This window comes from Rugosimonospora africana (assembly GCF_016862975.1).
GTDB lineage: Bacteria > Actinomycetota > Actinomycetes > Mycobacteriales > Micromonosporaceae > Rugosimonospora > Rugosimonospora africana.
Window position 1 is genome coordinate 23,684 of sequence record NZ_BONZ01000102.1, and the last position, 12,064, is coordinate 35,747.

Consider the following 12,064-nt stretch of genomic DNA (forward strand, 5'->3'; position numbering starts at 1 on the left):
CGACGACCCGTGCTAGCGTCTTGGAGCGTGGAACATCGTCCTCTCGGCAGCGGCGGCCTGCACGTCAGCGAAGTCACCTACGGAAACTGGCTCACCCACGGCGAGCTGGTCGAGCGGGAAGCCGCCCTGGCGTGCGTGCGCGCCGCTTTGGACGCCGGCATCACGACGTTCGACACCGCCGACGTGTATGCCCAGGGTGCCGCCGAGGAGCTTCTGGGCGGGGCGCTGCGCGGGGTGCGTCGGGAGTCGGTCGAGGTCGCCACGAAGGTCTGCCTGCCGACCGGGGAAGGACCCAACGATCGCGGGCTGTCCCGCAAACACATCATGGAGTCCTGCCACGCCTCGCTGCGCCGGCTGGGCACCGACTACGTCGACCTGTACCAGGCGCACCGGTTCGACGACCGGACGCCGCTGGAAGAGACGCTGCTCGCGTTCGACGATCTGGTACGGCAGGGAAAGGTGCTGTACCTGGGCGTGTCGGAGTGGACGGCAGGCCAGATCCGGGAAGCGCTCGACCTCGCCGACCAACTCGGGCTGCCCCGCCGCATCGTGTCCAACCAGCCGCAGTACAACATGCTGTGGCGGGTGATCGAGCCCGAGGTGCTGCCGCTGTGCCAGCGGGAGGGCATCGGTCAGCTCATCTTCCAGCCGCTGGCCCAAGGGGTGCTGACCGGCAAGTACCGCCCGGGTGAGCAGCCGCCGGACGGATCGCGCGCGGCCAGCGGAGGCCGGGCTCCAAGGTTCATCGGCCGGGTGCTCGGCGATCGGCTGCTGGACCGGGTGCAGCAACTCCGCCCGCTCGCCGACGCCGCGGGCCTGTCCATGGCCCAACTGGCGATCGCCTGGACGCTGTCGCGGGACGGCGTCAGCTCCGCGATCATCGGCGCGTCCCGGCCGGAGCAGGTCTCGGAGAACGCGACCGCGGCCGGGATCCGGCTCGACGCGAGCCTGCTGGCCCAGATCGACGACCTGCTGGGCGACCTGATCGACCGAGATCCGGCCAAGACGGCCCAGATGATGTCGGTCAAACCGGAGTGGGCGCAGCCCGCGTGGCCGAACCCCAGTCTCCGGTAGCCGGCAACTCGTCCGGCACGCTCTACCGGCGGAGCGCGAGGGTTCTGCTCGGCTGGTACCTGCTTGCGCTCCTCGGCCTGGCAATGTGGTGGTTGGCCCTGCCGGCAGGCAGCGACACCTGTGAGGGCTGGGGTCCGTGTGTACCGCACACCCGTGGAACGCTCAGCGACGAGCTTACGATCGTCGTGGTGTTGCTGGGACTCCACTGCCTGTTCGCGCTGCTCGCCCTTCGGTTGCTGGTGTGGCTGCGGGTCCGTCCGCCGGTGCTTACCGGAACGCTCGCCATGCTCGCCGGGGTGGGCCTCGCCTACCTGCTCGTGCTGTGAGAGACCGTGCCGCGCGTGACCATGCCGCGAGTCACCGGGTGGTCCGCGCCGGTACGAGCGAGGTCAGCGGCACGGCGGCCGGGCGCGGGCAGGTGCTCCGCACCGTGACCGCCTGACCGGACCCGGCGGAGGCCAGCAGCGACTCCATGACGTCGAGAACGTGGAACGCGATCGCCGCACCGGCCCGGGGCTGTTCGGTGCCGGACCGCCCAGATCGAGGCGTGGCCGCCAGGTCGGCCAGCCCGTACCCGCGTCCGGCGTCGAGGTAGCCGGCACTGGTGGGTACGGGCCGCCAGTCGGTGTCGTCGAGCCCGCGCAGCCGTACCTCGCCGTCGAACTTGTTGGGGTCGGGCACCATCAGCGACGCCGTACTGCCGTGCACCTCGATGGGTGCCGCCCGGGTGGCGACCCCGTCGAAGCTCATCAGCAGTGTGGACAAGGCCCCGGACCGGTGGATCAGCACTCCGGTCACGTGGGTGTCGATCAGCACCGGCACCGCCTGGCCCGTGCGGGGGCCGGATCCGATGACGCGCTCCGCCCGGGCGCGGCTCGCCGCGCCGACCACCGTCGTGACCGGGCCGAGCAGGGTCACCAGGGCGGTGAGGTAATAGGGCCCCATGTCCAGCAGTGGGCCGCCTCCGGCGAGGTAGTAGAAGTCCGGGTTCGGGTGCCAGCGTTCGTGGCCGGGCGTCACCATGGTGGCGGTCGCCGCCGCCGGGGTACCGATGACGCCGTCGTCGATCGCCCGCCGGGCCGTCTGGATGCCGGTACCCAGGACGGTGTCTGGAGCGCACCCGACGCGGACCCCGGCGGCCTCGGCGGCGGCGAGCACCGGACGGGCCTGCTCGGTGTCGGCGGCCAGCGGCTTCTCGCCGTAGACGTCCTTTCCACCGGCGATGGCGGCGAGCGCCACGGCGGCGTGCGCGGCCGGCACGGTCAGGTTCAGCACGATGTCGACCCGCGGGTCGGCGACCAGTTCGTCGACGGTCAGTGCGCGCACCTGCGGGCGGGTGGCGGCGATCGCCTGGGCCCGCGCGGCGTCGAGGTCGGCGACCGCGGTCAGCCGCAGCGACGGCAAGCGGTCGATGGTGCGCAGGTACTGGCCGGAGATGGTGCCGCAGCCGACGATGCCGACGTTCGTCGGCTGGCCAACGGACATGAGCTGCCCCCTTCGGAGTCGATTCTCTTTGTGACCGCCCGCTCCACCGTATGCACTATCCGCCGTGTTCGCGATGCGCCGTGTTCGTGATGCGCTGTATTCGTGATGCGCTGTCTTCGTGATACGCCGTGTTCGCGATGCGGTGCCGCGGACACCGGGCGGGCTCAGCCGCGACTGGCGGGCGCGGCAGACTCCTGGTCCATCGAGGCGAACTCGCCGTCCGGTCGCGCGTACGGCAGGCGCGGAACGAGCGGCCCTGCCATCGCGGTGGTGACCAGCGCCATGAGAACCATCATGGTGAACATGCGGTTGTCGAGCACGCCCATGCTGACCCCGGCGTTCAGGATGATCAGCTCGGTCAGCCCGCGGGTGTTTATCAGCAGGCCGATGATGCGTGACTCTTTCCACGAGACGCCGGACACCCGCGCGGCGCCGGTGGCTCCCACCAGCTTGCCCAGGCACGCCACCGCGATGATGCCGACCAACTCCAGCGCCCCGCTGCCGTTGATTCTGGTGATGTCGACCGAGAGTCCGGTGACGATGAAGAAAATCGGCATCAGCAGGAAGGTGACGTGTTCGATCGGAATCTTGATCTGGGACTCCAGGAATTTGCTGGACCCGCGCGGCATGATCAGGCCGAAGGTGAACGCGCCGAAGATGGCGTCCAGACCGATCTGGTTGGTCAGATACCCGGCGACGAGTGCGCCGCCGACGACCACGGCCAGCAGTTGCGGGGACACGGTGTCGTTGCGGGTCAGGCGCTTGACCAGGAGCCGGAGAAGCGGCCGCACCAGGCCCCAGAGCACGGCGGCGTAGAGGACCGAGTAGCCGATGACGCGCCACAGCTGGGTGGGGCTGGAGGAGGCCGCGATGGCCGAGACGAGCGCGAGCATGCACCAGGCCAGGACGTCGCCGACCGCGGCGCTGGACAGCGAGAGTATGCCCACCCGAGTCAGCTGCAGGCGGTGCTCCAGGATGATGCGAGCCAGCACCGGGAAAGCCGTGATTGCCATGGCGGTGCCCACGAACAGGCAGAACGCCAGCTTGCCGACGTGGTGGGCGCCGACGGCGTTGTGATTGTGGTACAGCCAGGTGGCCAGCAGGATGCCGGTACCGAACGGCAGCGCGATCGACGACAGCGAGATGCCCAGAACGCGGCCGCGGTTCGTGCGCACCTGCGCGAGGTCCAGCTCCCAGCCGACCAGGAACATGAACAGCAGGATGCCCACCTGCGCGATCGCCGACAGGTTGGGCCGCACCGCCATCGGGAACACGCGGGTGACCAGGTGACCGGGCAGCAGGCCGAGCAGGCTGGGACCGAGGAGGATTCCGGCGACGATCTCGGCGATCACCTTGGGCTGGCGCAACCGCCGGAACGGCGGGGTCAGGATGGCGCCGACGATGAGCACGGCCGCCACATCGGCGGTTGTCTCAGCGAGTAACAGGGCAGAGTTCTGTGCCATGGCCTCCCCTTGACCAGTGCGTTGCGGCGTGGCGGGGGGCGGCGAAGCCCGCCGCGCATGCGCGCGGTCCGCCATCGAATCGATGGCGGACGCTTGATGTGAACTCTACCGGGAGACCAACGGCTCGGTAAGACGCCGAGTGGGGGCGGCGCCGATTCTCGTGCTGTAGCGCGTGTGAGAAGTACGCACTTGCGAAGTACCGCGCTCGAGAAGTAGCGTGCGTGAGGTTGACCCGCGCCTGGGTACTACGTGTGTGAGTACTACCGTGTATGAGTACTACCGCGTGTGGCAGGGCTCGCGTGTGACAGGGTTCGTGTAACAGGGCGAGCGGCCCCTCACCCCACGGCCCTTCACTCCACTATGGACAGTGCCTGGTTCGGGCAGAGGTGGACCGCCTCCCGTACCCGGGCCGAGGTCTGCGGATCCTGCGGCTCGTCACGCAGGATCACCACGGTGCCGTCCTCGTCATTCTGGTCGAACGTCGTCGGGTCGGTCAGCACACACTGGCCGGCACCGACGCATCGCTGGGTATCGGCGACGACGCGCATGCTGGCAGTCTCCTCTACTCGGCCGGGGCGTCCCAGGTGACGGGAAGATCGTACAGTCCGTAGACGACGGCGTCGTCCTTGAATGGCAACGCGTCGACGGACCCGGCGAGCCGCAGCCCCGGAATCCGGCGGAACAGGGTGTCGAACACGATCTGCAACTCCATGCGTGCCAGATTCTGGCCGAGGCACTGGTGCGCGCCGAAGCCGAACGCGACGTGGTGCCGAGCCCCGCGCGAGAGGTCCAGGTCGTCGCCGTTGACGAAGGCCGCCGGGTCCCGGTTTGCCGCGGTGCCCAGCGCGATGACGCCCTCGCCCGCCCGGATGAGCACCCCGCCGATCTCGATGTTCTCCTTCGCGACCCGCGAGGTGGCGAACTCGGCGATGGTGAAATACCGCAGCAACTCCTCGACCGCGAGCGGGGTGATCGACTGGTCGGCGACCATCGCGGCGAGTTGCGCCGGGTGGTCGAGAAGCGTCATGACGCCGAGCGAGATCATGTTCGCGGTGGTCTCGTGCCCGGCCACCAGTAGCAGGAATCCCAGGTTCACCACGTCGTCGGCGGTGCGGTCGCCCCGCTCGGTGGCCTGGGCGATCTGCCGGCTGATCAGGTCGTCACCGGGAGCCTCCTGCCTCCGCGCGACCAGGTCCTGAAGGTACGAGCGAAGTTCGACGATCGCGGTGGTCCGCTGCTCGGTCGACGCGGTGCGGCTCAGCAGCTGACCCGAGTAGCGCTGGAAGAACTCGTGGTCGGCGTAGGGCACGCCGAGCAACTCGCAGATCACCAGCGACGGGATCGGCAGCGACAGTGCCTGAACCAGGTCGGCCGGGCGTGGTCCGGCGAGCATGGCGTCGATGTGCTCGTCGACGATCTGCTGGATGCGTGGGCGCAGAGCGGCCATCCGCCTGACGGTGAACTCGCCCACGACCGCGCGGCGGGCCGGCCCGTGCTCGGGCGGGTCCATCCCGATGAGCGAGCGACCGAACTTGCCGGTCGGCCGCTGTCCGGAGAAGAACTGCGGAAAGCCCGGGTGCTGGCGGTCGGAGCTGAAGCGGGGATCGGTGAGCATCGTGCGGATGTCTTCGAGCCGGCTCAACGCCCACACGCTCGATCCGCTGGGCAGCGTGACCCTGGCGACCGGTTCGGATTCCCTGAGCCGGACGTGCTCGGCGGGCGGCTGATAGGGGCAGGTCCGAACGACCGGAAGCATCGAACTCGTCATGAATCCACTCCACTCTCTCAGGTGGACGGAATCTCCGCGAATTTCCCGACCGGGGCCTTTTCGGCTCGGCTTCCCGACCGTAGCGCAAGCGGAAGGGACCCGTCCACATATCCGGCGGTGGCAGAATCTGCCCATGACGGCGCAGCCACCCGCACGGTTACGGGCTGACGCGCGCCGCAACCGCGATCAGATCCTGGCCGCGGCCAAGGCGGTGTTCGCGGAGCAGGGACCCGACGTGGCGATGGAGGAGATCGCCCGGCGTTCCGGCGTCGGCGTCGGCACCCTGTACCGGCGCTTTCCCGATCGGGACGCGCTGATCCGCGCGGTGGCCCGGGAGAATTTCGGCACGGTACTCGACGAAGCCCGGGCGGCGACTGCCGAGGAACCCACCGCCTGGGGGGCTCTCGTCCGGCTCATGGGGCGCTCCCGTGAACTGCGGCTCAGTGTCCGCCTGGCGGTGCTCTCCCCGTCGACGTGGGCGGCGATCCGCGACGACCCGGAGACTGGCCGGCTTCGCGACGGCATCATGGCCGTACTGGACGACCTGGTCCGTGGCGCGCAGGCCGAAGGCGCGCTGCGCCCCGACGTCGGTACCGGTGATGTGGCCGCGCTGCTGTCGCTGCTGTTGCGGCGGGTACCCGCGGACAGCGACGAGATGGCCGACCTGATCCTGGAACGCGCGCTCGTACTCATCCTCGACGGCCTCCGCGCAGTGCCAAGTACGACGCTGCCCGGTACCACGCTGCCCGGCGCGGCCCTGCCCGGTACCACGCTGCCTGGTACCACTCTGCCCGGCCGTCCGGTGACCGCCCGGGACATCGGCCTGGGCTGACGCGTCGATCGGTGGGGCCGGCCGGTCGGGCGGGACCTCTCGGCCCCGCCCGACCGGTCACGATGTGCCGTTACCGGGCCGGTTACTGAGGGCCCGTCACTGCCAGGAGGACTGGGTGGTATACACCAGCGGTCCGGGGATGGTCTGGCCGTTGCTGAACAGCTCGGTGTACGCCCAGAACTCGTCATTCGGCACCGGTTGGTCCGGCAGCGGTGAGTCCGGCTTGAGCGTGAACCTGGGGGTGGTACCCCGCTGCACCGGACTCGGCAGGCTCAGCGTGGCCGGCGCGTAATTCCCGTGGTTGCCGACGATGGCGTGGCCGAGACGGTAGTCGACGACCGGGCCACCGGACTTCTGCGCGAACACGTACGCCGTGTACTGGCCGGGTTCGGGCATGAACAGCAACACCTGTTCCGCGCTGCTCCAGCTGGCGATGCTCCTGGACACCAGCGTGTCGCCCCGGTAGATGTACAGGTCGAGGTTGGTGTTCGGGTCGTCCGTCGCGGTCTCCACGACGAATCCGGCCGTGTCATCCGGCACCGTGAAGTTCTGCGCCGTCACCCCGGACGCGTGCGGGTCGAAGACGCCGTCGTTGACCCCGGCCGGCATCGAGGACGACTGCCACACCATGGGGGTGTACCCGGTCGACCGCCCGGTCAGCGGTCCGGTGAAGCCCGGCTGCAGCATGCCGAACGCGCCGTCCTGCCGCCGGCCGAACTGGATGCCGTCGTCACCGTACGGCTCCGGAGTGACGCCCCACGGCCGCGCGGCGACCGGGATCCGTACGCTGTGTGCCGTGCTGCGCCAGGTGATCGACCCGGTCACGTACCGGTCCCAGGGCGCGCTGCCCCGACTCAGGGTGATGGTGACCGTCGCGGTCCTGCCCGGGAACACCGTCACCGAACTCGGATTCACCGTCACCTGCATGCCGGGCAGGCCGGTGACGGAGGCTCGGTAGGTCTCCCGTGCGGTGCCGACGTTGGTCAGCTTGCGGGTCAGCGTCACCGGCTGGGTCCCGTCGTACTCGTGCAGCGAGATCGACGGGAGGTTGAGTTCCGCGCCGTCCGGCTTCGCCTGCTGGCTGAACGCGACGAAGTCGGCAGGGTCCGGCTCGAACACCAGTCCCGGGTCGCCGGCCCGGGCCAGGTCGACCAGGCCGCTGCCCTGATACAGGGGATCGCTGGTGCCCTCGGTGTCGGTAGCCGTCGTGCTCAGTGCCGACGAGATGGTGCCGGGCGACCAACTCGGGTGCTCGGCGGCGAGGATCGTCGCCGCACCGGCCACGTACGGCGTGGCCATCGACGTACCTGAGTATGCGTCGAACTGCCGCCCGAAGTTGCCCGGCGGCGACACCGACGCGACGATGTCGGATCCCGGCGCGACCAGGTCCGGCTTGAGGACGCCCGGCGCCGTGTAGTCCGGCCCCTTTGACGAGAAGTCGGCGACGCTGGGCAGGCCCGGCACGCTGGACCCGTCCCCGCCGGGGGACAGCAGCGCCGTGCCATCGGTCGGGTGGTTCGTCAGGTACGTGAACAGCTGGCCGGCCTGCTGGGCGGTGTTCAGGTACAGCACCGGGAAGCCGTAGATGGAGTTGACCCGGAAGTTGCCGATGGGCGGGTCGAACAGCAGCATCGCGGTCGCGCCCTTGGCTTTCAGCTCGGCGACCTCGTCGAACGGAGAGTACAGGGCACAGGCCACCACCTTGCCCCTGACCTTCGCCGCATCGAGGGTGCCCGGCAAGCAGTACTCCGCGCTGCCCGCAACCGGGCCGGCCTGCGCGCCGAAGACCAGCGGGCTGGCGGTGTCGCCGCCGGGCAGCACGTCGAGTGTGCCGCCGACCAGCTTCGTGCCGTCGCCGAGCCGGACCGTGCCCTCGTCGAGCTTGGTAACCGCCGCACCGACCGTGGTCAGCCATGGTGCCGCGTTGCTGATGGTCCCGGTGAGGCCGTCGTTTCCGGCGGCCGCCGAGACGAAGATGCCGGCCAGCACGGCGTTGAGGAACGCGGTACCCACCGGGGTGTTCGGCGTCCAGTCGCCCAGCTGGACCGCGACCGAGAAGTTCAGCACCTGTACACCGTCGGCGATGGCCGCGTCGATGCCGGCGATGATGTCGGCGTCGTACCCGGCGCCGCCCCACAGCACCTTGTAGACGGCGATCTGCGCGTCGGGTGCCACTCCGGCGATCGAGCCGAAGTCCCGGCCGTCGATGGTGACATGCTGGACCGGAAGCCCGGCCGCGGTCGACGCGGTGTGCGTGCCGTGCCCGACCAGGTCGACGGGGGAGAGGACCTCACCGGCCGGCAACGTGCCTCCGGAGCCGGCGAGGTAGGCGTCGGCGAAGTACCGGGCGCCGACAATCTTGCCGTTGCAGTCCGCGGCGACCCACATCGGGCCGGTCTGGCAGGCGCCGTGCCAGTTCGCTGGTGCCGGCATCTGTTTGGCGAATGACGGGCTGTCGGGCCAGATCCCGGTGTCCAGTACCCCGATCACCATGCCGGTGCCGGTGGCGCCGCCCGGCTTCGGTGCACCGGCCTTCGGTGCGGCCGGCTTCGGTGTGCCGAACCTCGGTGAGCCCAGCTTCCTGGGATCCGGCAGTATCGTGCCGGAGCCGCCGTTCGACTGGGTCGGGGCGGTCGAGGCAGGGGGAGTCGGGGGCGGGGGACTCGGGACCGGTGTAGTCAATGCCAGTGAAGTCGGGGCCGATGAAAGCCCGGTGGTCTCCGGCGCCGGAGTGCCGGCGGCCGAGGCGACCTTCTGGGACGCGGTCACGGCACGTACCCGCTTGTCTGCCCTCAGCGTGGCGACCTGCCGCGCGGTCAGCTTCGCCGAGAAACCGTTGAAGGCCGTGGTGTAGACCTCTGCGGTGGTGACCCCGGCCGCCGCGACCACCGCCGCCCGCGTGGCGTCGAGGTGCCGGCGGTACGCCTGAGCGGCCGTCGATTCCGGTTCCAATCGCTGGCCCTGTTGTGGACGTGTCCCGGCCAGCCCCGGCACACCGCCGGAGTACGTCGTCACCGGAGCCTCGGCGAGCTGGACGATGTACAGGCCGTTGCCGTTGGGGTTCACGCCGGACCGGCCGCCGGACGGGTTATTGGATGGCGGCTTGGCGGATGGCGGCATTGTGGATGACGGCGTGGCGGATGACGGCTTGGCGGATGGATGGCGGCCACCCCCGTCGGTCAGGACGACCCGGTCACCATCGCCGCCCCTGAGTCCAGTGGCGCCGACCGCGCTGGCGTCCGGCAGCGTGGGCGCCGCCGACACGGTTCCCGGATAGCCGGCTGTGCCGCCGGCGACCAGGGCGAAGGCCAGCAGGGTCACCACCAGCCTTCGGCGACGGTTCCTGTTTGCGCTCGTAGCCACGAGGCTCCTTCCTCCGCTCCAACGGAGCGCCCACGACGGTCCGACACGCGCCTCCGCGGTCCGCGGAGGCGTTGGCCCTACTCAACCGCTTGCCGGCTGAGTAGGGTTTCGCAGGCAATTATGAATTGAAGATCGTATCGCTTCGGGCGCCGCCGCAGTAGGTCTGCCGGCGGCGTGCGCGACGATCCCGCCTGGGTCGGTGCGTGGTTCGGCGCCGAGCGGTCGGTCAGGTCCAGCCGTACTTCGCGCGCAGCACTTGGGCGACCCGGTCGAAGCGGGCCCGGTCAAGGATGGCGCCCTCGCGCCGGATGCTGTCCTCCCGCATGGTGAGTACCCGGTTCAGGCGGAGCCAGCTCGGTCGGTTGTCGTGGTCCCACTCGCCCGGCCCGAGCGCGAACCAGTTCGGTTGACCGTCGCGTTCGGACTGGCTGGACAGCATGAGGCCGAACAGGGTGCGGCTCTCCCGCCCGACCACGAGTACCGGGCGGTCCTTGCCCTGGCGCGGATCGTCCTCGTACGGCACCCAGGTCCACACGATCTCACCCGGGTCGGCCTGCCCGTCCAACTCCGGCGCGTACAGCAGGCGACGGCGCCGCAACGCGGCGACCTGCCGGCGTCGGGCAAGTTGAGCGGGGTTCGGTTGGGCGGTGCCGGGTGTCGTGGCGGCACGCGGCACCGGGATCCGGCGCAGGGTGGCGGCGACGCCCCTGAAGAGATTTCCCACGGCGTGCACCCTATTGGTTCCAGCCCGGCCACGCGAAGCCCAGCGCCTGTGTCGCGTGGCCGGACTTCGGATGGCCGGGCTTCGTGTGGCCGGACTTTCGTCCGGCCGGGCTTCGTGGCAGGGCTTCGTGTGGCTGGCCTTTGTCTGGCCGAGTGCGGGTCAGAACATTCCGTTGCGGTTGGCTGACTCTTCGGGAATCGGCTGCATGACATCCCAGTGCTCGACGATCCGGCCTTCTTCGAGCCGGAAGACGTCGACGATCGCGGTACCACGCTGTCCCGGCACCCGTACCCCGTGCACGTGCGCCATCACCAGGTCGCCCTCGGCGACGATGTTCTTCACCTCCGCGCGCAGCTCGGGGAACGTGGTCCTGAGCTGATCGAGGAACGCCCGGAACCCCTCGATGCCGTCGGCGATGCGCGGATTGTGCTGCACGTACCGGTCGCCGATGAACATCGACGCGGCGTCGAAGTCCTTCTCGTTGATGCCCGCCTGATAGAAGGCCAGGACGGTCTGCTTGTTGCGGTCGAGCGTCGAGTCGCGTTGGTCCGGCTGGGCGTCTTGGGTGGGTACCTGAGTCACGGCGATCCTTTCTTGAACTTCGGGTCAAAAATCTGGGTACGGCTCGGTTCGCCGCGATCGGGCGGTGGGATCAGAGCGTCGCCAGGACGGCGTCGATCGTGTGCCGGATGCGGTCGGCGTCTGTCGTCTTGGCGAGCACGGACATGCCGAGGAACGAGGTGAGCACCAGGGCCGCCAACTGCCCGGGATCCCGTCCCGCGGCGATTTCCCCGCTCGCCTGACCCTCCTCGATCACCGTGCGGAACGCGCCTTCGAGGCGGTCGAACAGCTGCCGGACAGTCCTGGTCGCGTCCTCGTCGGTGCCGGCCAGCTCGACGGCCGTGTTGACCGCGAGGCAGCCGCGTGAGGTCAGGGTGGCATCGGCGTCGGCGAGCCGCCGCAGGGCCGCTCGCAGGCGTTCCCGGGCGGTGCCCGGCTGATCCAGCGTCGCCGTCACGCCGGCCGCCCGCAGGTCGACGTAGCGCCGCAACGCGAGGTCGAACAGTGCGCGCTTGCTGGCAAAGGTGTTGTAGAGGCTGCCCTTGCCGATGCCCAGCTCGGCTGCGAGGTCCTGTGGCGTCGTGTCGGTGAATCCTTTGCGCCAGAACAGGTCCATCGCGCTGTCGATGGCTGCGTCGGGATCGAACTGTCTCGGCCTGCCCACGACGGTGAGGCTAGTTGATTCTGTACCTAGCGGTCAAGAATCGCTCGGGGACGGTGCCGATCCGGGCGGAAACGTCCGTGACGTGTCCGCGACGAGTCCGGGCGACTCCGTGGCAAGGCGGCGAACCCGA

The 12,064-nt window shown here is 69.7% G+C and carries 11 protein-coding genes; 3 read left to right on the forward strand and 8 right to left on the reverse strand.

All coding sequences use genetic code 11. The annotated features are described in order from the left end of the window. Positions 1-27: 27 nt before the first annotated feature. Complete coding sequence (locus Raf01_RS43755; protein ID WP_203924063.1) at positions 28-1,074, forward strand: aldo/keto reductase family protein; 1,047 nt, start codon at positions 28-30, stop codon at positions 1,072-1,074. Continuing rightward, positions 1,050-1,400 (forward strand): hypothetical protein, encoded by a 351-nt coding sequence (locus Raf01_RS43760; RefSeq protein WP_203924064.1) that lies wholly within the window; start codon positions 1,050-1,052, stop codon positions 1,398-1,400. The genes Raf01_RS43755 and Raf01_RS43760 overlap by 25 nt, the downstream gene beginning before the upstream one ends. 31 nt (positions 1,401-1,431) lie before the next feature. Here Raf01_RS43760 and Raf01_RS43765 read toward each other — a convergent pair whose 3' ends face one another. From Raf01_RS43765 to Raf01_RS43780, 4 genes are all read right to left on the reverse strand, one after another. Continuing rightward, positions 1,432-2,559: a Gfo/Idh/MocA family protein gene (locus Raf01_RS43765; protein WP_203924065.1), complete on the reverse strand. Its 1,128-nt coding sequence runs from the start codon at positions 2,557-2,559 to the stop codon at positions 1,432-1,434. 164 nt (positions 2,560-2,723) lie between these two features. Continuing rightward, positions 2,724-4,022 carry a cation:proton antiporter domain-containing protein gene (locus Raf01_RS43770; protein ID WP_203924066.1) on the reverse strand — a complete coding sequence of 433 codons (1,299 nt, stop codon included), beginning with the start codon at positions 4,020-4,022 and terminating at the stop codon, positions 2,724-2,726. A gap of 350 nt (positions 4,023-4,372) precedes the next feature. Then, positions 4,373-4,570, reverse strand: coding sequence for a ferredoxin (locus Raf01_RS43775; protein ID WP_203924067.1), 198 nt, complete (start codon positions 4,568-4,570; stop codon positions 4,373-4,375). Between the two features lie 14 nt (positions 4,571-4,584). Then, on the reverse strand, positions 4,585-5,790 hold the full coding sequence (locus Raf01_RS43780) for a cytochrome P450 (RefSeq protein ID WP_203924068.1): 1,206 nt from the start codon (positions 5,788-5,790) through the stop codon (positions 4,585-4,587). 133 nt (positions 5,791-5,923) lie between these two features. On the opposite strand from Raf01_RS43780, the gene Raf01_RS43785 reads away from it, so the two are divergent. Next, positions 5,924-6,622 carry a TetR/AcrR family transcriptional regulator gene (locus tag Raf01_RS43785; RefSeq protein WP_203924069.1) on the forward strand — a complete coding sequence of 233 codons (699 nt, stop codon included), beginning with the start codon at positions 5,924-5,926 and terminating at the stop codon, positions 6,620-6,622. Positions 6,623-6,718: 96 nt separating this feature from the next. Here Raf01_RS43785 and Raf01_RS43790 read toward each other — a convergent pair whose 3' ends face one another. The 4 genes from Raf01_RS43790 to Raf01_RS43805 all read right to left on the reverse strand — a co-directional run bounded on the left by Raf01_RS43790 (position 6,719) and on the right by Raf01_RS43805 (position 11,934). After that, positions 6,719-9,985, reverse strand: a complete 3,267-nt coding sequence (locus Raf01_RS43790; protein ID WP_203924070.1) for a S8 family serine peptidase — start codon at positions 9,983-9,985, stop codon at positions 6,719-6,721. 226 nt (positions 9,986-10,211) lie between these two features. Continuing rightward, positions 10,212-10,709 carry a type II toxin-antitoxin system PemK/MazF family toxin gene (locus tag Raf01_RS43795; RefSeq protein WP_203924071.1) on the reverse strand — a complete coding sequence of 166 codons (498 nt, stop codon included), beginning with the start codon at positions 10,707-10,709 and terminating at the stop codon, positions 10,212-10,214. A 159-nt stretch (positions 10,710-10,868) separates the two neighbouring features. Next, positions 10,869-11,291 (reverse strand): nuclear transport factor 2 family protein, encoded by a 423-nt coding sequence (locus Raf01_RS43800; protein WP_203924072.1) that lies wholly within the window; start codon positions 11,289-11,291, stop codon positions 10,869-10,871. Positions 11,292-11,361: 70 nt separating this feature from the next. Then, positions 11,362-11,934, reverse strand: coding sequence for a TetR/AcrR family transcriptional regulator (locus Raf01_RS43805; protein ID WP_203924073.1), 573 nt, complete (start codon positions 11,932-11,934; stop codon positions 11,362-11,364). Positions 11,935-12,064: the final 130 nt, after the last annotated feature.